Raw genomic sequence first — 21,774 nt, 5'->3', positions numbered from 1 at the left:
CCGGATGGTCGCCGCGCGAGCGGCGATCATCGCCGCGACGACGGTGCTGGTCTCCTTCATCATGTTCGGCCTGGCGGCGCTGTCGCCGTTCGACCCGCTGGCGTCCTACCTGGGCACCGGCTACGCGGAACTGTCGCCGGCCGAACGCGCCGACGTCGCCGCCGCCATCGGCGCCGACCAGTCGTGGTGGCGCCAGTGGCTCGACTGGTTCACCGGCGTTTTCACCGGTGACCTCGGTTTCTCGCGCTCCTACGGCCGCCCCGTCGCCGACGTCCTGTCCGAGCGCCTGCCCTGGACGATCCTCCTGTCGGCGACCGGCATGACCATCGCCGTCGCGATGGCCGTCGCACTGGGCACGTGGGCGGGCCGCCGCCCCGGCGGCGTGGTGGACAAGGCCGTCGTCGCGTTGGGCGTGTTCATCGGCGCGACGCCGTCGTTCATCTACGCCCTCGGCGTGGTCCTGATCTTCGCAGTCACCCTCAACGTCATCCCCGCGGGCGGCGCGTCGCCCATCGGGGAGCAGCCGTCGCTGTTCTCCATCGGCCCCTACCTGATCGCCCCCGCGCTGGTGCTGGCCGTGACGCAGCTGCCGTGGCCGCTGCTGGCCGTGCGGCAGGCGACCGTCGAGGCGATCGGCTCGGACGCGGTGGAGAACGCCCTCGTCCGCGGCGTGCCCCGCACGGTGGTGCTGCGCCGCCACATCGCCCCGATGTCGCTGATGCCGCTGGTCACCCTCGTCGGCGGGCGCCTGTCGGAGCTCGTCGTCGGCGCCGTGATCGTCGAGGCCGTGTTCAGCTGGCCCGGCCTGGCCGAGGCGACCGTCGAATCGGCGAAGGCCGTCGACTTCCCGCTGCTGGCGGCGACGACCGTGCTGACCACCGTGCTGGTCATGGGCGGCAGCCTCGTCGCCGACGTGACCTACAAGCTCCTGGACCCGAGAGTGAGGGACGTGTGATGGGCGCGAAGTCCAAGGTGAAATACCTGCCGCTGGCCATTCTGCTGGCCTACGCGTTCCTGGTGCCGCTGATCTCGCCGGCGCCGACCGCCGATTTCTCCCGCGCGCTGCTGCCCCCGGGCGGCGAGTGGATCGCGGGCACCGACCACTACGGTTTCGACCTGTGGGCGCGCACGGCCGCGGGCCTGCGGGTGTCGCTGTTCATCGGGCTGGTGTCGGCGTGCACCGCCACGGCGATCGGCCTGATCATCGGCCTGACCGCCGCGGTGCGCGGAGGCTGGGTCGACCGCGTGCTCATGCGCGGCACGGACACGGTGAACTCGATCCCGCACCTCATCCTCAGCGTGGTCATCGTGGCTCTGTTCAAGGGGTCGATCCCGGCGCTGGTGCTGGCCATCGCCCTGACGCACTGGCCGCAGGTCGCCCGCGTGGTGCGGTCGACGGTGCTGGCCGTGCGCGAATCCGAGTTCGTCGCCGCCGCGCGCGGGGCGGGCGCCCGGGGCCGCAGCGTCCTGGTCGGCCACCTGCTGCCTGTCGCGGCGGGCCAGGCGGTCATCGCCATCGTCATGCTCACCCCGCATGCCGTGTGGCACGAGTCCGCGCTGTCCTTCCTCGGCCTGGGCCTGCAGCCCGACCAGCCGTCGCTGGGCACCCTGCTCGACCAGGCCCGCGGGGACATCCTCCGCGGCGCATGGTGGGCGCTGGCCGTCCCCGGCACGGTGCTGCTCGCCGCATCCCTGTCCCTGCTGACGCTGGTGCCGCGCGACATCCTCGTCGGCCGGTCCGCGAAGGAGCCCGCATGACCGGAACAGTCAAGGAAGCCATCGCCGGCGTCGTCGATTACACCGTCGCCGTCGGCCCCGAGGGCGACGCCCCGATCGTCCGCGACGCGACCGTCCACCTGGTGGCCGGCCGCGTCCACGGCCTGATCGGCGGCTCCGGCGCCGGCAAGTCGACCATCGGCCGCGCCATCGCCGGCCTGCGCCCCCGCGGCGCCCGCACCACCGGCCGCGTCATCGGCGAGGGCACGGCCGGCCTGGTCCCGCAGGCCCCGGCGTCGTCGTTCACGCCGGTGCGGCGCCTCGGCCCCCAGCTCGCCGAAATCCTCGCCGCGAACGGGGGCGACGAGGGGGACGTCGCCAAGCTCCTGCACCGCGTCCACCTGCCCGCCGACACCGCCCGCATGTTCCCGCACCAGCTGTCCGGCGGCATGGCGCAGCGCGCCGCGATCGCCGCGGCGCTGGCCACCGGCCGGCCCGTGATCGTCGCCGACGAGCCGACCAGCGCGCTCGACCCCGAGCTGACCGCCGGCGTGCTCGGCCTGCTCCGCGAGGTCGCCGACGACGGCCTCGCGGTGCTGCTGATCAGCCACGACATCGAGGATCTGCGCGTCGCCGGCCTGTGCGACGACGTCAGCGTCATGCGGCGCGGCGAGATCATCGAGCAGGGCCCCGCCGAGCGCGTCTTCGCCTCGCCCGCCCACGACTACACCCGCGCGCTGCTGGCCGCGCTGCCGTCCGGCGGCATGCGCCTGACCGCGCCCTACGAAAGGGGCTGACTTGCTGTCCGCACAAGGAGTTTCCGTCGCCTTCCGGGGGCGGCCCGTGCTTTCCGACGTTTCCGTCGACATCCGGCCCGGCCGCATCCTCGGGCTCGTCGGGCCCAGCGGAGCGGGCAAATCGACGCTGGCGAAGGTGCTGTCCGGGCGCCTCGACCCCGATGCGGGAACCGTGGCCGGCGGCGGCCCCGTGCGCGTCGCCATGATCGGCCAGGCCCCGCGCGACGCCTGCGACCCCCGGTGGACGCTGCGGCGGACCATCGGCGAGCCGTTCCGCATCGCGGCGGGCGGGCGCATCGGCCGGGAGGCGCCCGGCGAACGCGAAGCCGTCGACGCCGCCGCGGATTCCGTGCTCCTCGACGCCGCGCTGCTGGAACGCCTGCCCGCCGAAGTGTCGGACGGCCAGCTCCAGCGCGCCGTCATCGCCCGCGCCCTGGTGCAGGAGGCGAAATACCTGATCTGCGACGAGCCGACGTCCATGCTCGACCCCATCACCGCCGCCGGAGTCGTGTCCGTGCTGCGCGAGCGGGCCGGCGACGGCGCCGGCGTCCTCTTCATCTCCCACGACCACCGGCTGCTCGGCGCGATCGCCGACGAGGTCATCGAACTGGGGTAGGGGCGGGCCGCCGCCGGCAACTGGCACGATGGGGGAATGGCAAACGACGGACTGATCAAAAAGACCAGTGCGCTGATCGGCGTGGCGGCGGCGGTGCTCGTCGTCGTCGAATTCATCGGCGTCGACGCATCACCCGGCCCGTGGATCGCCTACGTCACGGGCGCCTACGGGATCCTCGCGGCGATCTACTGCATCATGCGGTTCATGCTGAGAAAGTGGGCGGGGGCGGCGAGCGGACTCATCCTCGCCGCCGGCACCGCGTCGTTCTTCGTCCTCACCGAACCGACGGCCATGAACACCGCCGGATTCGCGGCCGTCATCATCGGCGCCGCCGCCACCGGCATCACGGCGCTGACGGGAAAGTGACGGGCTACTCGCCGCGGGTGGCCTCGACCATCTCGTCCCACTCGACGATCTTCTTGCGCTCGCGGCCCTCGGCCTCGCCCAGCTTCCGCTCGGCGGCGTCGAGGGAGTACCAGCCGTCCCACGTCACGTAGGGCACGCCCTTGGACTCCAGGAACGCCAGGGCGTCGTCCTCGCCGGGCTTCGACGGGGCGAAGGCGTTGCCGGCGTCGTAATCCTCCAGCAGGTTCGCGACGGTCTCGTTGGCGTCGCCCTTGGTGTTGCCGATCAGGCCGACGGGGCCGCGCTTGACCCAGCCGGTGGTGTACAGGCCGGTGATGTGCGCCGCGTCCTCGCCGACGCCGTCCAGCACGCGGCCGCCGGCGTTCGGGATGACCGCCTTGCCGTCGTCGAACGGGATGCCCGGCAGCGCGTCCGAGCGGTAGCCCACGGCGCGGTACACGGCGCCGACCGGCCAGTCGGTGAACTTGCCGGTGCCGCGGACGCCGCCCTCGCCGTCGAGTTCCATGCGCTCGGTGCGGATGCCCGCCACCTTGCCGTCCTCGCCGAGGATCTCCACCGGCGACTCGAAGAAGTGGATGAAGAGCTTGTGCGGCGCGCCCTTCGGCTCGCGGATGGCGTAGTTCTCGATGATCGAGCACACCTGGTCCACGATCTTCGACTCGCGGCGGCTCGACTCCGAGGCGGCGTCGTAGTCGATGTCCTCCGGATTCACCACGACCTCGATGGTCGGGGAGTGGTCCAGCTCCTTCAGCTCCAGCGGGGTGAACTTCGCCTGCGCCGGGCCGCGGCGGCCGAACACGTGGACCTCGCGCGCCTTGTTGGTGCGCAGGGTCTCGTAGACGTTGTCCGGGATCTCGGTGACGTGCAGCTCGTCGCCCGTCTTCGCCAGGATGCGGGCGACGTCCAGGCCGACGTTGCCCACGCCGACGACGGCCACGGACTCGGCGGACAGGTCCCAGTCGCGGCGGAACAGCGGGTTGCCGTCGTAGAAGCCGACGAATTCGCCGGCCCCGTGGTGGCCCTCGAGGTCCGCGCCGGGCACGTCCAGGTCGCGGTCTCCGACGGCGCCGGTCGCGAACACGACGGCGTCGTAAAGCTCCTTGAGCTCGTCGAGGGTCACGTCCTTGCCGAACTCCACGTTGGCGATGAGCCGGACCTCGGGCTTGTCCAGCACGCGGTGCAGGCTCTTGATGATGCCCTTGATGCGCGGGTGATCCGGGGCGACGCCGTAGCGGATCAGCCCGAACGGGGCGGGCATCTTCTCGTACAGGTCGATGCTGACCTCGCGCCCGGACTTCATCAGGGCATCCGAGGCGTACACGCCGGCGGGGCCGGAACCGATGATGGCGACGCGGAGGGGACGGGACATGCTGAGTTGGACCTGCTCTTCTCGGGGATCGGATCCGTGCGTGCCGGATCGTGGGGCGGATCGAGATTTCCGCACCATACTAATGCTGACGGGCAAGAACCTCCATCTTGTGTGAGGTGAACCTAAGCCGGGGCGTCTTCCGGTGTGACTCTGGTCACGTATCACGCCCAAATGTGACGGTCATGGTGGACCGATCCGGCTAATAGGGGTACCCAGGTCGTTTTGGCCGTTGCGCGGTCGATGTAAGGTGACTCACAATTCGGGCAGAGAAAGAATCTTGACTCACTGAACCCCGGGATTCGCGCAGGTGGATCGAACCGGGTCCATAGGCGTGCGCCGAATCCGGCGCACGGGAAAGGACGCAAACCGTGAGCGAAAACTCGAACGCGGCCACGGCGGTGCTCGTCACCTCCGTCGACCAGGCAGGCGACGATCGCGAGGTCATCGAGGCGGTGTCCTCCGCCTTGGGCGGGGCCCGCGAGGTGCGGACGGTGGGCGCCCAGTGCGGCGTCACCGCCGATGAGGTCGTGGGCAACCCCGACCACGCGCTCGGGCAGATCGTCACCGCCGTCGAGTCCGAGCGGGCCTCCGGCGAGCAGCCGATGGTGCTCACCGCCACCGGCAACCTCGACTTCGACGCCCGCGTCGCCGCCGTCACCGGCTCCGGCGTGATCCTCGTCGCCAACGGCGAGGGCTGCACCGGCGACGCCGCGCTCACCCGCATCCGCATGGCCGTCGCGGAGCTGCGCGCCCGCTACGCCGCACCGCTGGCCGTCGTGCTCACGGGCACCGTGGCGGAGAAGCCGAAGCTGGATGTGCCCGTCGTTTCGCTTGACGACGCCGACGCGCTCGCGTCCGCCCTCGGCGCCGAAGTCCCGGTGATCATGACGCCGCAGCGCTTCCAGTGGTGGCTGCTGAAGCAGGCGAAGGAGAACCGCCGCCACATCGTGCTGCCGGAGGGCGAGGACGACCGCATCCTCATCGCCGCCGGCGAGCTGCTGGCCTCCGACATCTGCGACCTGACCATCCTGGGCGACCCGGAGTTCATCCGCGACCGCGCCCGCGTGCTCGGCCTGGACCTGTCCAAGGCCTCGCTCATGGACCCGGCGACGTCGGAGCACCTCGACGCCTTCGCCGAGGAGTTCGCGGAACTGCGCAAGTCCAAGGGCATCACGCTCGAGGAGGCGCGGGAGACCATGAACGACATCTCCTACTTCGCCACCATGATGATCCACAAGGGCCTCGCCGACGGCATGGTCTCCGGCGCGGCCCACACCACGGCGCACACCATCAAGCCGTCGTTCCAGATCATCAAGACCAAGCCGGGCGCCTCGACCGTGTCCTCGCTGTTCCTGATGGTCATGGACGACCGCCTGTGGGGCTTCGCCGACTGCGCCGTGCTGCCCAAGCCGACGCCGGACCAGCTCGGCGAGATCGCCGTCGTCTCCGCGGAAACCGCGTCGAACTTCGGCATCGAGCCGCGCGTGGCCATGATGTCCTACTCCACCGGCGAGTCCGGCACGGGCGAGGACGTCGACCGCGTCAAGGAGGGCCTGGCCAAGGCCCGCGAGCTGGCCCCCGAACTCGCCGTCGACGGCCCGCTGCAGTTCGACGCGGCCATCTCCCCCTCCACCGCGAAGAAGAAGATGCCGGACTCGGCCGTGGCCGGCAAGGCCACCGTCTTCGTCTTCCCCGATCTCGACGCCGGCAACATCGGCTACAAGATCGCCCAGCGCTGCGGCGGCGCACTCGCCATCGGACCGATCCTCCAGGGCCTCAACAAGCCGGTCAACGACCTGTCGCGCGGCGCGACGGTCGCCGACATCGTGAACACCGTCGCCATCACCGCCATCCAGGCAGGAGGGAACTAAGCCATGTCGCGTCACGCCCTGGTCATCAATTCCGGATCCTCGTCCATCAAGTTCCAGCTCGTCGACCCGTCGAAGGACGCCACCGAGCCGCCCTACGTGTCGGGTCTGGTCGAGCGCATCGGCGAGGAGAACGGCACCATCGTCCTCAAGGTCGGCGGCGAGAAGATCGAGGTCACCGAGCCGATCACCGACCACGCAGACGGCCTGGACAAGGCGTTCCAGCTGATGGACGACAACGGCTGCGGCCCCCACTCCGTGGAGATTGCCGCGGTCGGCCACCGCACCGTCCACGGCGGTAAGCTCTTCTCCGGCCCGCAGCTGATCAACGACCAGATCGTCGAGATGATGCGCGACCTCATCCCGCTGGCGCCGCTGCACAACCCGGCGAACATCGTCGGCATCGAGGAAGCCCGCAAGCTGCTGCCGGACGTGCCGCACGTCGCGGTGTTCGACACCGGCTTCTTCCACACCATGCCGCCGGCCGCCGCGCTGTACCCCCTCAACGCCGAGGTCGCCGCCGAGCACGACATCCGCCGCTACGGCTTCCACGGCACCAGCCACGAGTACGTCTCGGGCCAGGTCCCGGCGCTGCTGGGCAAGGACCCGCGCGAGGTCAACCAGATCACGCTGCACCTGGGCAACGGCGCGTCCTGCGCCGCCATCCGCGGCGGCGAGGCCGTGGACACCTCGATGGGCATGACGCCGCTGGCCGGCCTGATGATGGGCACCCGCACCGGCGACATCGACCCGGGCATCATCTTCCACCTGTACCGCCAGGGCATGTCCATCGACGAGATCGACAACCTGTGCAACCGCCGCTCCGGCCTGAAGGGCGTCTCCGGCGTCAACGACTTCCGCGTGCTCCAGGAGCGCATGGACGACAACGACCCCGACGCCTGGGCCGCGTACCAGATGTACGTGCACCAGCTGCGCCGCTACATCGGCTCCTACATGCTCATCCTGGGCCGCCTGGACGCCATCACGTTCACCGCCGGCGTCGGCGAGAACCACGTGGGCATCCGCCGCGACTCGATGGCGGAGCTGGAGAACTTCGGCATCAAGATCGACCCGGAGCGCAACGCCGGCCCGAACGACGGCCCGCGCGTCATCTCCACGGACGACTCCACCGTCAAGGTCCTGGTCGTGCCGACCAACGAGGAGCTGGCCATCGCCCGCTACGCCATGGCCTACGCGAAGTAGCGTCGCGCCCCTCACCGGGGACGGGAAAACCCGCCGGATTCATCCGGCGGGTTTTTCGTGTGCGGAGAAGCGGGATCAGTAGATGTAGACCGAGTCGCCGACCTGGAGGTTCTCGAAGAAGAACTTGGCGGCCTCGTGGGACAGGCGGACGCAGCCGGCCGACTGGACGCCGGTCGAGCCCTCGTGGAAGGCGTGGCCGTTGTTGGTGAAGTACACCGCGTACGGCATCGGGGCGTTGTTGAACTCGCGGGAGATCTCGTCCTTGACCTTGCGGGTCACCTTGAAGGAGCCCTTCGGGGTCTCCTGGCCGGGCTTGCCGTGGGACATGCCGGCCGGGCCGTAGAGCAGCTTGCCGTCCTGCTGCAGCCAGGTGCGGTTGCCGGAGAGATCGACGCAGGCGCGGGCCGTGGCCGGGCACGGGGACTCCGGCGGGGCGTCGGCGGCGCGCTCCTCCTGGGCCGGCGCGGGGGCCGGGGCGGGCGCGGGAGCCGGCTTCGGCTCGGGCTTCGGCAGCAGGGGCTCCACGGCGTCGCGGATCTCGCCCGGAACCTGGGCGCGGTCCATCAGGCCGTCGATGTCGGCCCGCGAGGGGCCGGGGGCGACGTTCCCGAAGTCCGGGAGGGGCTGGGCGCCGGCCACCGTGGGGGCCATGGCGAGGCCCGCGATGACGGCCAGCGGCGCGACCATGCGCGCGATGCGGCGGAGGCGGGAGGGCTTGCGGTGGTTTCCGGTCATGAAGCGCACTTTACTGCGCCCGCGCCATGCGCAAAAGCCGAATTCCGGTGCTGGGGGTGCCGGATCAGCGCCAGGTGCGGGGGCGGATCAGGTTCGCCATGTCCACCAGGCGGTACCGGTGCCGGGGGAACGGGGACGACCGCGCCAACTGCCTCAGGCCGGCTTCGAGGCCGGCGCGGAGACCGGCGACGGTGAACGGGACGTCGAAAAGCTCGTTCCTGCTCGCCGCGTGGTCCAGTCCGCTGGCCCGCAGCCAGTTCAGGGCCGCCACCATCACGGCGATGCGCAGCTGCTCCAGCCGCGGCTCGTTGGTGGGCAGCTCCACCAGGCGGCGCGCGGCGCGGCGGATGCGCGACTCCGTCAGCGTCTCCGGGGCGCCCGAGGTCAGCAGCAGGATCGTGGTCAGCCGCGCCAGGCGATGGTGGCGCGACGCCGCCGGCACGCGGTCGAGCATCGAAATGGCCATCTCCTGCTGGCCCTCCACCGTCAGCTGGCGGGCCAGACCGAACGCCGAGGACACCGTCGTCGGGTTCGTCGCCCACACCATCGCGTACAGGCGGGTGGCGTGGAAGCGCATCGAGGCGTGGTCGGCGGCGTTCGTCGTCCACGTCTCCGTCAGGTGGCGCAGCATCGACTCGGGGATCTCGTCCAGCTGCTGGTCCAGATTCGCCGTCGCCCGCGCCGTCACCGGGTCCAGGACCTGCTGGCGCGAGATGCCCGCCCGCTGCTGCAGCAGCTCCAGCGTCGCCGCCAGCGCCAACTTCGGGGCGGGCTCGCCGGGCAGCATGGCCAGCACGCGGTTGAAGGACTCGAGCGCCGAATCGTAGTCGTCGAGAAGCAGTTCCGTGACGCCCGCGTACCAGCCCCACCGCCAGTCCTTCTTCAGCCGCGGGGGAGCGGAGCGCAGGCCGTCGCGGGCCTCCTCCGTCGAGCCGAGGTCCAGCTGCGCGCGGACGATGGCCAGGGGGATCTCCACCGACGCGGAGTTCTCGGGGTTCTGCAGCGCCGCGGTGAGGGTGTCGATGAGCTCGCCCGGCTCGGTGAACGACGACGCCGACAGCAGCCGGGCGCCCGGGTCCGTCGGGTCGACCAGCGGCACCGGCAGCGCGGCGGTGATCTCCTGCGGCGTGATGGTGACGTCGCGGGCGATGCCGTCGACCAGCTGGTCGGTGCGGAACACCCGGTGCTTCGTGCCGTACGTCGAGCGCTGCGGCGAAAACAGCGTGCCGATGTGCGGGTACTGCACGCCGTCGCGCACCGCCAGGATCTCGCGGAGCACGCCGGTGAGCTGGATGGCCATGTCCTCGGCGCTGGTGAAGCGGGCGTCGGGGTCCTCGTCGCACGCGCGCAGCAGCAGCCGGTACAGCGACAGGTGGCGGCGGAACAGCGGCACCTCCATGGGCGTCGGCAGCCCCGGGTCGTAGACGCCGCCCGTCGACGGCAGGTCCGTGATCAGCGACGCCAGCGTGCGGCCCACCGTGTAGATGTCCGACGCCACGGTCGGGCCCGTGCGGCCCACTTCCGGCGCCTGGAACCCGGGCGTGCCGTAGATGTGGCCGTAGGCGCCGATGCCCGTCACCGCGCCGACGTCGATGAGCTTCACCTGGTCTTCGGTGAGCAGCACGTTGTCCGGCTTCAGGTCGTTGTAGACCACGCCCCGCGAATGCAGGTAGTCCAGGGCGGGCAGCACCTCCAGGATGTAGCCGACGGCGACGTCGACGGGCATGACGCCGTCGGGCTGGGCGCGCTTGCGCTGCCGCAGCGACGGGCCGCCGACGTACTCCATGACGATGAACCCGGTGTCGGTCTCGGTGGGCTCGATGAAGTTGATGATCTTCACGATCCCCGGGTGCGTGATCTCCGCCAGGAACTCCCGCTCGGCCTGCACGACCGCCAGGTCGCGCTCGTTGGACGACGCCATCATGCCCTTGAGCACCACCCAGCGGTCGGACACGTTGTGGTCCTGCGCCAGGTAGATCCAGCCGAGGCCGCCGTGGGCGATGGGGCCGGCGATCTCGTACTGCCCTGCGACCAGGTCGCCCGGGCTGAGCGTCGGGGTGGGCTTGCCGGTGGCGGCGACCTTCTCCGGCTCCATCACGGCGTCGCGCGGGTTGGTCGGCGGGATGAACGGCAGCTGCACCATGCCGTCGGCGACGGTGCGGCCCTGGCGGGCGCGGCTGCGGCGCTCGCGGAACGTGTCGAGGGCGCGGCGGTGCGACTCGGCGGACGGGTCGGGGGCGGTCGCCGCGGGGCTTGGCGACGGCCCGCCGCCGGCGTCGTCATCGTCGTCATCCGCGAAGGGGTCGAAGGGCGTGGCGACGGTGCCCGGCTCGGAGTCGTCGGCGAAGGGGTCGAAGGCGACGGCCTCCGTCGGCGGCGCGGTCTCGTCGGCGAAGGGGTCGAACGTGACGGCCTCGGTGGGCGGGGCGGTCTCGTCGGGGCCGGGATTCGCGTTCGCGCGTTCGGGGTCCGTCATCGCTCCACCTCCGCATACGTGCCCGAGGGCTGGAAACCGCCGGGCAGGAAGGCGCCCAGCCACGTGTCGTAGAGCTGCTGCCACGTGCCGTCGCCGCGGATGCGCTCCATGGTCAGATTCACCTGCGAAGCCAGGCCCACGTTGCCCTCCTTGACCCCCACGGCGTAGTTCTCGGTGCTCAGGCCCCGGCGGACGATGGCCGTGCCGGGGTCCTGGTCGTTGATGCCGGCCAGGATCGTGTCATCCGAGACCACCGCATCGGCCTGGTGCTGCTGGAGCGCGACCAGGCAGTCCGACCAGCTGCGCACCAGCAGCAGCATCGCGCCGGGCGCCTCCTCGCGGACGATCTCCTCCGGCGTCGAGTCGGCGGCGACGCACACCCGGCGGCCGTTGAGGTCGGCGGCCGAGGAGATCGCGCCCTCCTGGTTCTCGGCGTCGGAGGCCGGCACGAGGATCCCCGCCCGCGCCGTCAGGTACGGCGCGGAGAAGTCGACGGCGGCCTCGCGGTCGGGCGTGACGGACATCGTGCGCACGACGGCGTCGACGCGGCCGCTGTCCAGGGCCTCGATGCGCTCGGTCGAGTCGACGTAGCGGAACTCCACCGCGTCCGGGGAGCCGAAGATGTCGCGGGCGATCTCCTGCGCCAGCGCGACTTCGAAGCCCGCGAGTTCGCCGGTGGTGGAGTCGCGGAAGCCCAGCAGGTTCAGGGACTGGTCCACGCCGATGATGATGCGCCCGCGGTCGACGATCTCCGGGATCCGGTCCTCCGCCGGGCCGGTGCCGGGGGCGGGGGTCGCGTCGGGGACGACGCCGTTGGGCAGGTTGGGCGGGCGCGAATCGGCCTTCTCGTACCGGGACTCCGGGGGCAGCGGCATGCCGCCCTGGGCGCCCTCGATGATCTCGTTGAAGGGGTCGCCGACCAGCGGCGCCTGCGGGGCGCACGCGGCGAGCGCGAAGGAGGCGGCGAACAGCGCCGCGGCGAGGGGGCGGGATCGGCGCATCACAGGTACTCCAGCAGGCGGTGGCGGAAGCCGACGACGACGCAGATGGTCGCGCCGATAGACAGCAGCACGACCACGGCGGACAGGGCGGCCGACGCCTGGCGGGCGTCCTCGATTTCGCGGCGCAGCTCCAGGCGGGCGTCGGCGATGGCGGTCTGCAGCGCGGCGTCGAGCTCGCCGAAGGCATCGGCCGACGAATGCGGCAGCGCCCCTTCGACCGTCGCCGCCTCCACCGCGCCGGCGTAGTCGCCGCGGTCGAGGCGCGAGCGCATCTCGGCGTGGCCCTTGCGCCACTCCAGGAGCGCCGTCCTGGCCTTCCCGGCGGCGGCGCCGGGGTCGCCGGACTCGTCGATGAGGTCGCCGATGTTCGTCGCCGCTTCGTCGAAGTCCGCGACCTCGCCGGGCTGGCGGCGCACCAGCGCGAGGGTCTCGGAGGCGCGGGCCTGCTGCGCGGCGATGCGCGCCTCGGTGAGCGTCTGCACCGGCGAGTAGGAGCCGCCGAAGGACGTCGACCCGCGCCACGACAGCGTCGTCGCCAGCGAGACGGCCAACAGCGCGATGACCATGAGCGCCGTCGCCGCCGTCAGCCCCATGTTGAACAGCCGGCCGGTGCGGCGCGTCATGCGCCACTGGACGAACAGCAGCATCAGCACCGCCGCCAGCAGGCCGGACAGCGGCACCCACGGCAGGCCGGTGAGCTTCGCGCGGTCGGCCGCCACCGACTGGCTCGTGTCCTCGTACAGCGCGGCGGCGGCCGGCAGGATCTCGGAACGCATCAGCCCCGACGCCTCGGCCAGGTACGCCACGCCCACCGGATGGCCCTGGCGCGCGTTGGCGCGGGCCGCCTCCACCAGACCCGTGTACACGGGAATGAGCCGCTGCACGGTCGCGATGTTGCGCATCGACTCGCCGTCGACCTCCGTGATGCCGGCCGCGGCGCGCGTGCCGGCCAAGGTGGCCTGTGCGATGGCGTCGTCGTAACGCTCCCTGAGCTGCGGTGCGCTGTCCAGGCCGCCGCGGCTGAACGACGTGTTCGCCGACGCATCGGCGATGGTCAACGCCGAGTACAGGTTCTGCGCGGCGTTGGCCTGCGGCTCCGACGCCGACGACACCGTGGACAGCTGCTGCTGGCGGTGGTTCGTCGACTGCGACATGGCCAGGCCGGCCGCCAGGATGGCGACGATGAGCACCACTGCGGCCAACGTCAGCCGCCCCGGCGACGTCAGCAGGAAGGACATGGTCCGCTTCGGGAAATCCAGCGCCGGGGCCATCCGCTCGCCGAGGATCGACCCGAACGTCGTCGTGCCGCCGCCGAGCTCGAGATCGTCGACGCGCTCGTCCGGATCGCGGTCGTCCTTCGGGGCCTGCGGGGGCGGGTACATCGCCGGCAGAACCCACGGGGGATCGCCGGACGTGCGCTGCGGAGTCGGCGCCGGCGTGGAGTCGAGCCCGGACCCGCCCGGGGACCGGCGACCCGTGAACCGCGTTCTGCGTGGTCGGTGCCGGACTTCGGCGGCATCTGCGGCCATTGCGCGTCGCCTCCCGTCGGTGCAGATCAGTCCCCGCGAGCGCGGGGGAGCTCTGTTACAGATGTTAGTACCGTTGCCATGTGAGGCAAGGCACAGGGAGGGGTGCCCGCGGCGACCGCGTACCCTTGGGGCCATGCTTCACGACGGCAATGGCTGGGCCGCTGGCCCCGACGGCTCCAGATTGTGGGGGAAACTCGGCGCCGCGGGGCTGCTCCTGCTCACCCCCGGCGGGCGGGTGCTCATGCAGTACCGCGCCGAATGGACGTCGTGCCCGCTGACGTGGGGGGTGCCCGGCGGCGCCCGCGATTCCCACGAGACCGCCGCCGAAGCCGCGCTGCGCGAGTCCGAGGAGGAAACGGGGATCACGGCCGATCAGGTCCGCGTCCTCGACGCCGAGGTCACCGCCGGGCCCTACCCGGCCGACCCGGAGCGCCCGGAGCTCACCGGTGACTGGACGTACACCACCGTGTACGCCATCGCCGACCATGAGCTGGAGACGTTCCCCAACGCCGAGTCGCTGGACCTGCGGTGGGTGCCGTTCGACGAGGTCACCGACCTGCCGCTGCTGCCGGCGTTCGCGCGGTCGTGGCCCGGCGTGCGCCAACGGGCGGAGGAACTGCTGCGCGCGGCGCTCGGAGACTAGCGGTCTGCCAGCGCCGCCAGCCCGGAGGCCACGGCGGTGACGGACAGGACGGCGGGCCAGGCCCCGATCTTCTTGGCGGCAGGGTGCGACGCGCCGAAGGCGCCGACGTATGCGCCGAGCAGCCCGGCGGTGGCCAGCGGGCCCTTGCGGGCGTACCAGGTGCGGGCGGAGTAGATGCCGGCCGCGGCGAGGATGACGCCGCCGAGCGGGCGGATGCCGGTTTCGCGGGCGGTGAGCCACCCGCCGATCAGGCCCGTCGCGATGAGCGGGGCGGTCTGCACGTCTTCGGCCTTCTTCAGTTTCATGTCCATGGGGGCCAGAGTATCCGCGCTAACCTGGCGGCATGCTGAACAATGTTCCGGACGGGGTTTCGGGGGGCCGCGCGCGGCGCCGCGCGATGCTCGCCGATTCCGCCTTGTACCTGGTCACCGATGCCCGGCGCCACATCGATCCCGGGTTCGGCGAATTGGCCCGGTTCGCGGATGCCGCGCTGGCGGCCGGCGTGGACATCATCCAGTTGCGCGACAAGGGGTCGGCGGGCGAGCGGGAGCTCGGGGCGATGGAGGCGGCAGAGGAGCTCGCGGCGCTGGCGGTGCTGCGCGAGGTCGCCGACCGCCACGGCAAGCTCCTCGCCGTCAACGACCGCGCGGACATCGCCATCGCCGCCCGCGCGGACGTGCTGCATACGGGGCAGAAGGATTTGCCCGTCGCCGTCGCTCGTGCGCTGATCGGCCCGGACATGCTGCTGGGCAAGTCGTGCAACACCCCGGAGCAGGTCGACGCGGCGAGCGCGGACCCGGACCTCGATTACTTCTGCACGGGCCCGGTGTGGGCGACCCCGACGAAGCCCGGGCGCCCGGCCGCGGGGTTGGACCTGGTCCGGCACGCGGCGGGGGTCCTGCGTGACGACGCCCATGCGCACCCGTTCTTCGCCATCGGCGGAATCGACCCGGGCAATGCCGCGGAGGTCGCGGCGGCGGGGGCCTCGAAGATCGTCGTGGTCCGAGCCCTGACCGGGGCGGCCGACGACGCCGAGCTGCGCGGCAACGCGGCGGCGCTGCGGGAGGCGGTGGGCGCGCGATGACGGCCCGCAACCTCGCCCACGTCGCCGTCGTCGGCGCCGGCGTCATCGGCCTGTCCACCGCGTTCCGGCTCGCCCGCGCCGGGCACCGCGTGAGCCTCCACGCGCCGAGTGCGGCGACCGGCCCGAGCTGGGTCGCCGGCGGCATGTTCGGCGCCTTCACCGAGGCGTGGCCGGGGGAGGAGACCATGCTCCACCTCGGCGCGGCGTCGCTGGAGCGTTGGCTGCCGCTGCTGGAGGACCTCGAGGGCGCGCCGGCGGAGCGGTCGCGCATTCTCACCGGCCGGGGCACGGTGCTGGCCGGCGTGGATGCGGCGGACGCCGCCGACGTCGAATCGATCGCCGCCACCACGGAGGCCCACTACCCGGGCGCGCTGCGCCACGTCACGCGCCGGGAGCTGCGCGAGCTGGAGCCGTCGCTGGCCCCGGTGCTGCGCGGCGCCGTGGTGTGCGACGACGAATGGAGCGTGGACAACCGCCTGCTGCTGTCCGAGCTCGGCGGCGCGTGCCGCGACCTCGGCGTCGAACGGTCGCTGATGCCCGTCACCGACGTCGATGAACTGCGCGAGGGCACCGGCGCCGACTTCGTGGTTGTCGCCGCCGGCGCGGGATCGGCGGAATTGATCGACGTTCCCGTCCGCGAAGTGAAGGGGGAGGTGCTCCGGGTGCGCAAGCGCGGTTCGTCGGAAAGCGCCCCCGCGCGTACCATCCGCGCGCGCGTCCACGGCCGCCCCTGCTACCTGGTGCCCCGCAGCTGGGGCCTTGCCGTCGGCGCGACCGAATACGAGCACGGGCACGACCTCGAGGCGACGGCCGGCGGCGCGCGGACGCTCCTCGACGACGCCGCGCTGGTGTTCCCCGGCATCGACGACTACGCGTTCGCCGAGGTCACCGCGGGCCTGCGGCCGTACTCTCCCGACAACGCGCCGATGATCGGCGAGGTCCGCGAGGGCATCATCGCGGCCTGCGGCCACGGGCGCAACGGTATCCTTTTGGCCGCGGTCACCGCCGACGCCGTCAAGGGCATCGTCGAGGGCGAACCGCTGCCCGAGGCCGCGAGCGCGGACCCCAACCGATTCCGCGGGGACGCATGAACGATAAGGACACCATGACCACCACCGTTTCCGTCAACGGCGCCGACCGCGAACTCGCGGCCGACGCCACCATCGCCGACGTCGTCGACGACATCGCCGGCGGCCCGCGCGGCGTGGCCGTCGCCGTCGACGGCGTCGTGCTGCCCCGCGAGCGCTGGGGCGCCACCGTCGGGGAGCTCGCGCCGTCGGCCATCGACGTGCTCACCGCGGTCCAGGGGGGTTAGGCCATGGGCGATCCCCTCGTCATCGCCGGCCGCGAGTTCGGTTCGCGCCTGATCATGGGCACCGGCGGCGCCGCGAATCAGGCGGTGCTCGGCGAGGCTCTGCGGGAGTCGGGCACGGAGCTGACCACCGTCGCCATGCGGCGCGTCGACTCCGGCGGCGGCACGGGCGTGCTGGGCCTATTGGATGAGCTCGGCATCGAGGCGCTGCCCAACACCGCCGGGTGCCGCACCGCCCGCGAGGCCGTGCTCACGGCGCGGCTGGCGCGCGAGGCACTGGGGACGTCGTGGGTGAAGCTGGAGGTCATCGCGGATGACCGGACCTTGCTTCCCGACGCCCTCGAACTCGTCGACGCGGCCGAGCAGCTGGTGGACGACGGATTCACGGTTCTGCCGTACACGAACGACGATCCGGCGCTGGCCAAGCGCCTGGAGGACATCGGCTGCGCGGCGGTGATGCCGCTGGCCGCGCCGATCGGCACGGGCCAGGGGATCTTGAACGAGCACAACCTGGCGATGATCGTCGAGCGCGCCGGCGTGCCCGTCATCTGCGACGCGGGCATCGGCACGGCGTCGGATGCGGCGCGGGCGATGGAGCTGGGGTGTTCGGCGGTGCTGCTGGCGACGGCCGTGACCCGCGCGAAGGATCCGGTGCTCATGGCCGCGGCGATGCGCGACGGCGTGGCAGCGGGGCGCCTCGCGTACAGGGCGGGGCGGATCCCGAAGAGGTCGTGGGCGCTGGCGTCGTCGCCGGACTACGAGGATCTGGGGTAGGCGGCTCTACTCCGCCCCGCCCTTCCCGGCCCGCGCCGCACCGTCCCGTCCCCGCACCGCCACTTTTCGGCCCCCTCTCCGCAGATGCGCCACTTACGTGCAAATGCGCCCGTTGCAACGGGCGCATCTGCCTGGAACTGGCGCATCTGGCCCAGGGTGAGCGGTGGCCGGGCGGCGGAGTTGGCGCAACTGCATGGAACGGGCGCATCTGGCCGGGGTGAGGCGGGGTGTGCGGTGGCGGGCGGCGGAATTAATGGGGGGCGGCACACGGGCCGTCGTGAAGCCGAAGCCGGCGCCGCAGCCGCCGCTAAAACGTCTCGTGCCTCCGCTGATGCTCCTCGACGAACGTCTCGGAGTGCTCCGCGAGCTGCAGCAGCGGCGGGACGGCCTTGGCCAGCCGGCGGACGTCGTCGGGGCTCATGGTCAGGACGATGCGCTCGATGATTTCGCCCCAATGGCCGATCATCTGCTCGAGCAATTCGGATCCGGTGTCGGAGACGTAAAGGTCCTGCGCGCGGCGGTCGACGGCGTTGTGCTCCCGCTTGATCAGGTTGTTGTCCAGCAACCGGCGTACGGTGGCCGAGACGTTGGACGGCCGCAGGAACCGCAGCCGCGCGATGTCGGACACGCCGCAGCCGGGGTGGGTGGAGATGAAATGCAGCACCTCCATCTCGGACTGCGAAATGTCCAGCCGCTGGTTGGGTCGTTCCCCGAGGCGGCGCGTGGCCGCGAGGAAGTCGTACAGCCCGATCGCGATGCGCCGGATGTTCTCCTTCATCGCCTCGTCGAAGTCCGGATTTATGCCCGGGTTCTCGGCGGAGGAAGCGGAAACCATGGAGTACCTTCCTTTCTCGGATCCGGGATCGCCGCGGGATTGCTGCGGGGTCCGGAATAGTCCCTCAACTATATATTCAGTGTAGAAAGTCGAGTGTTACATGCGTGCCGAAATCTCCGGGAAAAATGCGGGCGTCCCCCTGCCCCTCCTGGCGGCGCTGGCGTTGGCGACGATGGCCGGACCGCTGTCGATCGACACCTACCTTCCCGCATTTCCGCTGGTGGCGGATGATTTGGGTACGACGCAGCCGGGCGTGCAGCTGTCGCTGACGCTGTTCATGGCGGGGATGGCGGCGGGGCAGTTTTTCATTGGCCCGATGTCGGATTCGATGGGCCGCCGGCGGCTTCTGCTGGGCAGCCAGCTGTTGGCGGCGGTCGCGGCGTTCGCGTGCGCGGCGTCGCCGGACATCTGGGTGATGTGGTCGGGGCGCCTGATCCAGGGCGTCGCGGGCGGCGCGGGGGTGGTGCTGGCGCGGGCGGTGGTCGCGGATCTGGCGGCGGGCAAGTCGGCGGCGCGGGCGTTTTCGCTGATGATGCTCATCAACGGCATTGCCCCGATCATGGCCCCGCTGATCGGCGCGGTGCTGTTGGTGCCGTTCGGGTGGCGGTCGATTTTCGTGTTCATGGGCGCGTTCAACCTGGCGGCGATGGGGGTGCTGGCGGTCGTCGTCAAGGAGTCCCTGCCCCCGGAGGCCCGCAGCGACGGCGGCCTGCGCGGCCTGTTCGGCGGCATCGCGGAGGTGGTGCTGATCCGCGGTTTCCTGGGGTACGTCATCGCGTTCTGGTTCAGTTTCGGCGCGATGTTCGCCTACATTTCCGGGTCGCCGTTCGTCATGCAGGGGCAGCTCGGCCTGGGCGTGGGCACGTATTCGGTGCTGTTCGCGATGGCGTCGGCGATGATCGTGCTGGGTTCGGCGGTCAGCGCGCGGCTGGTGAACGCCATCGATCCGCGGCGCCTGCTGGGCTTCGGCATTGCGGTGCTGCTGACGGTGTCGGTGCTTTTGCTTGCCGACGCCCACGTGGACCCCACGGTGTGGATCATCGCTCCGCTGCTGATGCTCGCGCTCGGGGCGATGGGGTTCGTCATGGGCAACGCCACGGCGCTGGCCACGGGGTTGGCGAGGCGGCGCGCGGGGGCGGCGTCGGCGATGCTCGGGGCGGGCCAGTTCCTCGTCGCCGGGGCGGTGTCGCCGCTGGTCGGACTGGGCGCCGATGCCGCGGTGACCATGGGCACCGTGATGACGTGCTCCGCCGCCATCGCCCTCGCCGGATTCGCGTGGGCGGTCAGGCGGGAGAGCTACACGTCGTAGTCGACGACGACGGGCGCGTGGTCCGAGGCGCCCTTGCCCTTGCGCTCCTCGCGGTCGATGAACGCGCCGGTGACGGTGTCCGCCAGCGCGGGGGTGGCCAGCTGGAAGTCGATGCGCATGCCCTGGCGCTTCTGGAACCGCAGCTGCTGGTAATCCCAGTACGTCCACTGGCCCTCGGTGTGGGGGCGGGTGACGTCGCGCCAACCCGCGTCCTGGACCGCTTCGAACGCGGCGCGCTCCGGGCCGGTGACGTGCGTCTTTCCCTCGAAGAACGCCATGTCCCAGACATCTTCATCGAGCGGGGCGATGTTGAAGTCGCCGCCGATCATGGCCTTGTGCGCCGGGTCGTCGTCAAGCGCGGCCCTGCCCGCGTCCCGCAGGGCCTCGAGGAAGCGGAGCTTGTAGTCGTAGTGCGGGTCGCCGATCTCGCGGCCGTTGGGCACGTAGACGCTGTGGACGCGCACGCCGCCGCAGGTCGCGGCGATGTGGCGGGCCTCCGCCAGTTGCTCGGCCTCCGGGTCCTTGGCGAAGCCCGGCTGCCCCGGGAACCCCGCCACCACGTCCTCCAGGCCGACGCGGGAGATGATGGCCACGCCATTCCACTGGTTCAGGCCGTGGTGGGCGACCTCGTAACCGAGCTCCTCGAAACGGGCGGACGGGAACTGATCGTCGCGGCACTTCGTCTCCTGCACCGCCATCACGTCGATCGCATGGCGCTCGAGCACGCCGACCATGCGGTCGAGGCGGGTGCGGGCCGAATTGACGTTCCAGACGCAAATACGCATGCGGCAACCGTACCCGCCGGGAACAAAGGGGAGGCCACGCGCGTTGGATCGGTCGACGGATGCGCGACGCGGAAAGGTGGTATCCGGCATGAAGGCAGATCGAATGCGGGTGGACCCGTTCACGACCGCGAACCCCAACGAATTCGACCCGTTCGCGCGCGCGACGACCCACCCCGCGCCCTTCGTGGCCCGAACCCCCGTGCCCGCCGACCACCCGCTGCTCGGCCGGCCGCGCCACCCGTGGATCACCCCGGCCACCGCCGCCGCGGCCGAAGCCCTCGGCTACGACCCCGAAGCCGTCAACGCGCCCCTGATCAGGCGCTTCGGCGCGGTGTTCGTCGACGCCGCCGTCTACGGCGTCCTGCTCGCCGTGCTCATGGTCATCGCCGGCATCTTCGGCCCCGCCGACGCCGCGCCGATCGTGGCGGCCGCCGCCCTGTTCGCCGGCCCGGCGGGCTTCTACCTCTACCGCGCGATGGGCGACGCCATCTTCGAGGGCTCGCCCGGCAAGCACGCCCTGGGCCTGCACATGGGCGGGCCCAACGGCCTGCCCGTCTCCGGCACCGACGGCCTGCGCCGCAACCTGTGGATCCTGCCGTCGATGATCCCCGGCCTCGGGTGGATCGTCAGCCTGGCCATGATGGGCTGGATCGGCCTGAGCGCGGGAAATGACCCGCTCGGCCGCGGAGGGCACGAGCGGGCCATCGGCACCCGCGTGACCGAGAAGGACTAGCCTCCCCGGCCCCGGGCTACGTCCCGACCGGATCGATGTTGATCGAGTCGACCACGCCGTCGCCGTCGAAGTCGTAGTGGCGGGTGTCGAACTCGCCGTCGCCGTCGGTGTCGTACAGGAGCGCGTCGGCCACCCCGTCGGGGTCGAAGTCGTAGGCGCGGGCATCCGGCTCGCCGTCCCCGTCGAGGTCGAAGTCGATCTTGTTCACCATCCCGTCGTTGTCGTAGTCGGAGATGGTCGCGTCCACGTCGCCGTCGCCGTCGACGTCGACCTGGATCTCGTCGATCTTGCCGTCGCGGTTCAGGTCGGACTTCGAGACCACCAGATCCGGGTCGATGGAATCGACGATGTCGGACATGTCGCCGAAGGGCAGGTTCCCGAACTCGGGGGCGGGGGCGTCCGACGCCGGCTGCGGCTGCGGCTGGGGCTGAGTCTGCTGGGGCTGGACCTTCGTCTCGTCGCCGCGGACGTCGTTGATGAACTGGGTGAAAACGTTGTTGCCGGACATGATGTGCCGTTCCTCTCGGTCGTCTGTCGCCTTGTGGCCTGTTCACCGATGAGATGCGCCGGCAGCACGGAAGGTTCCCGGTCGGCGGACATTTTCTTCGCTTTACGACGAAACC

General features: G+C 71.4%; 21 protein-coding genes and 1 pseudogene. 13 read left to right on the top strand and 9 right to left on the bottom strand.

From position 1 onward, the window contains the following. Positions 1 to 4 precede the first annotated feature (4 nt). The 4 genes and pseudogenes from CHAN_RS12690 to CHAN_RS12670 all read left to right on the top strand — a co-directional run bounded on the left by CHAN_RS12690 (position 5) and on the right by CHAN_RS12670 (position 3,495). On the top strand, positions 5 to 955 hold the full coding sequence (locus CHAN_RS12690) for an ABC transporter permease (protein WP_290293527.1): 951 nt from the start codon (positions 5 to 7) through the stop codon (positions 953 to 955). Further along, a pseudogene (locus CHAN_RS13715) lies at positions 955 to 2,513 on the top strand (ABC transporter permease subunit). Before CHAN_RS12690 ends, CHAN_RS13715 begins: the two are co-directional and overlap by 1 nt. Position 2,514: 1 nt before the next feature. Next, positions 2,515 to 3,129: an ABC transporter ATP-binding protein gene (locus tag CHAN_RS12675; protein ID WP_048739755.1), complete on the top strand. Its 615-nt coding sequence runs from the start codon at positions 2,515 to 2,517 to the stop codon at positions 3,127 to 3,129. Between the two features lie 36 nt (positions 3,130 to 3,165). Beyond that, positions 3,166 to 3,495, top strand: a complete 330-nt coding sequence (locus CHAN_RS12670) for a hypothetical protein (protein WP_290290278.1) — start codon at positions 3,166 to 3,168, stop codon at positions 3,493 to 3,495. 4 nt (positions 3,496 to 3,499) lie between these two features. On the opposite strand, the gene CHAN_RS12665 is transcribed toward CHAN_RS12670, so the two are convergent. After that, positions 3,500 to 4,864, bottom strand: a complete 1,365-nt coding sequence (locus CHAN_RS12665; protein WP_290290276.1) for an FAD-dependent oxidoreductase — start codon at positions 4,862 to 4,864, stop codon at positions 3,500 to 3,502. Between the two features lie 602 nt (positions 4,865 to 5,466). Between CHAN_RS12665 and pta the strand changes: the two genes are divergently transcribed. Together pta and CHAN_RS12655 are read left to right on the top strand one after the other, a co-directional pair. Next, entirely contained in the window at positions 5,467 to 6,735 is a 1,269-nt protein-coding gene (pta, locus tag CHAN_RS12660) for a phosphate acetyltransferase (protein WP_377748502.1), read from the top strand. A 3-nt stretch (positions 6,736 to 6,738) separates the two neighbouring features. Next, the gene (locus tag CHAN_RS12655; RefSeq protein WP_290290274.1) at positions 6,739 to 7,935 is read left to right on the top strand and encodes an acetate kinase; all 1,197 of its coding nucleotides are present in this window, start codon (positions 6,739 to 6,741) and stop codon (positions 7,933 to 7,935) included. Between the two features lie 75 nt (positions 7,936 to 8,010). Here CHAN_RS12655 and CHAN_RS12650 read toward each other — a convergent pair whose 3' ends face one another. The 4 genes from CHAN_RS12650 to CHAN_RS12635 all read right to left on the bottom strand — a co-directional run bounded on the left by CHAN_RS12650 (position 8,011) and on the right by CHAN_RS12635 (position 13,529). Beyond that, positions 8,011 to 8,670, bottom strand: coding sequence for a L,D-transpeptidase (locus tag CHAN_RS12650; RefSeq protein WP_290290272.1), 660 nt, complete (start codon positions 8,668 to 8,670; stop codon positions 8,011 to 8,013). A gap of 64 nt (positions 8,671 to 8,734) precedes the next feature. Then, positions 8,735 to 11,146, bottom strand: a complete 2,412-nt coding sequence (locus CHAN_RS12645) for a serine/threonine protein kinase (protein WP_290290270.1) — start codon at positions 11,144 to 11,146, stop codon at positions 8,735 to 8,737. Next, positions 11,143 to 12,147 carry a glutamate ABC transporter substrate-binding protein gene (locus CHAN_RS12640; protein WP_048739766.1) on the bottom strand — a complete coding sequence of 335 codons (1,005 nt, stop codon included), beginning with the start codon at positions 12,145 to 12,147 and terminating at the stop codon, positions 11,143 to 11,145. The genes CHAN_RS12645 and CHAN_RS12640 overlap by 4 nt, the downstream gene beginning before the upstream one ends. Beyond that, positions 12,147 to 13,529: a GlnX family signal transduction membrane protein gene (locus tag CHAN_RS12635; protein ID WP_053088025.1), complete on the bottom strand. Its 1,383-nt coding sequence runs from the start codon at positions 13,527 to 13,529 to the stop codon at positions 12,147 to 12,149. Before CHAN_RS12635 ends, CHAN_RS12640 begins: the two co-directional genes overlap by 1 nt. Positions 13,530 to 13,809: 280 nt before the next feature. Here CHAN_RS12635 and CHAN_RS12630 point away from each other — a divergent pair, with 280 nt between their 5' ends. Continuing rightward, positions 13,810 to 14,319 (top strand): NUDIX domain-containing protein, encoded by a 510-nt coding sequence (locus CHAN_RS12630; RefSeq protein ID WP_290290266.1) that lies wholly within the window; start codon positions 13,810 to 13,812, stop codon positions 14,317 to 14,319. Here CHAN_RS12630 and CHAN_RS12625 read toward each other — a convergent pair. Further along, a complete protein-coding gene (locus CHAN_RS12625; RefSeq protein WP_048739771.1) occupies positions 14,316 to 14,630 on the bottom strand; it encodes a hypothetical protein in 315 nt (104 codons plus the stop codon). The two genes, CHAN_RS12630 and CHAN_RS12625, sit on opposite strands and share 4 nt — an antisense overlap. A gap of 32 nt (positions 14,631 to 14,662) precedes the next feature. On the opposite strand from CHAN_RS12625, the gene thiE reads away from it, so the two are divergent. From thiE to CHAN_RS12605, 4 genes are read left to right on the top strand one after another with little or no spacing between them, the layout of a single operon-like run. Further along, entirely contained in the window at positions 14,663 to 15,403 is a 741-nt protein-coding gene (gene thiE / locus CHAN_RS12620; protein WP_377748495.1) for a thiamine phosphate synthase, read from the top strand. Further along, on the top strand, positions 15,400 to 16,494 hold the full coding sequence (gene thiO, locus CHAN_RS12615; RefSeq protein WP_290290264.1) for a glycine oxidase ThiO: 1,095 nt from the start codon (positions 15,400 to 15,402) through the stop codon (positions 16,492 to 16,494). The genes thiE and thiO overlap by 4 nt, the downstream gene beginning before the upstream one ends. A 14-nt stretch (positions 16,495 to 16,508) precedes the next feature. Continuing rightward, positions 16,509 to 16,718 (top strand): sulfur carrier protein ThiS, encoded by a 210-nt coding sequence (thiS, locus tag CHAN_RS12610; protein ID WP_048739931.1) that lies wholly within the window; start codon positions 16,509 to 16,511, stop codon positions 16,716 to 16,718. 3 nt (positions 16,719 to 16,721) lie between these two features. Further along, the gene (locus tag CHAN_RS12605; RefSeq protein WP_290290261.1) at positions 16,722 to 17,489 is read left to right on the top strand and encodes a thiazole synthase; all 768 of its coding nucleotides are present in this window, start codon (positions 16,722 to 16,724) and stop codon (positions 17,487 to 17,489) included. A gap of 307 nt (positions 17,490 to 17,796) precedes the next feature. Here the strand turns inward: CHAN_RS12605 and CHAN_RS12600 are convergent, their stop codons facing one another. Continuing rightward, entirely contained in the window at positions 17,797 to 18,324 is a 528-nt protein-coding gene (locus CHAN_RS12600; RefSeq protein ID WP_053088026.1) for a MarR family winged helix-turn-helix transcriptional regulator, read from the bottom strand. A 100-nt stretch (positions 18,325 to 18,424) separates the two neighbouring features. On the opposite strand from CHAN_RS12600, the gene CHAN_RS12595 reads away from it, so the two are divergent. Further along, positions 18,425 to 19,633 carry a multidrug effflux MFS transporter gene (locus tag CHAN_RS12595; RefSeq protein ID WP_290290258.1) on the top strand — a complete coding sequence of 403 codons (1,209 nt, stop codon included), beginning with the start codon at positions 18,425 to 18,427 and terminating at the stop codon, positions 19,631 to 19,633. On the opposite strand, the gene CHAN_RS12590 is transcribed toward CHAN_RS12595, so the two are convergent. Then, positions 19,621 to 20,418: an exodeoxyribonuclease III gene (locus CHAN_RS12590; RefSeq protein WP_290290256.1), complete on the bottom strand. Its 798-nt coding sequence runs from the start codon at positions 20,416 to 20,418 to the stop codon at positions 19,621 to 19,623. The two genes, CHAN_RS12595 and CHAN_RS12590, sit on opposite strands and share 13 nt — an antisense overlap. An 88-nt stretch (positions 20,419 to 20,506) precedes the next feature. Between CHAN_RS12590 and CHAN_RS12585 the strand changes: the two genes are divergently transcribed. Continuing rightward, the gene (locus tag CHAN_RS12585) at positions 20,507 to 21,151 is read left to right on the top strand and encodes an RDD family protein (RefSeq protein WP_290290254.1); all 645 of its coding nucleotides are present in this window, start codon (positions 20,507 to 20,509) and stop codon (positions 21,149 to 21,151) included. A gap of 16 nt (positions 21,152 to 21,167) precedes the next feature. On the opposite strand, the gene CHAN_RS12580 is transcribed toward CHAN_RS12585, so the two are convergent. Next, the gene (locus CHAN_RS12580; RefSeq protein WP_290290252.1) at positions 21,168 to 21,659 is read right to left on the bottom strand and encodes a hypothetical protein; all 492 of its coding nucleotides are present in this window, start codon (positions 21,657 to 21,659) and stop codon (positions 21,168 to 21,170) included. Between the last annotated feature and the right edge of the window lie 115 nt (positions 21,660 to 21,774).

The organism is Corynebacterium hansenii, assembly GCF_030408795.1.
Lineage (GTDB): Bacteria > Actinomycetota > Actinomycetes > Mycobacteriales > Mycobacteriaceae > Corynebacterium > Corynebacterium hansenii.
This window is presented reverse-complemented; position numbering and strand designations above follow the sequence as displayed.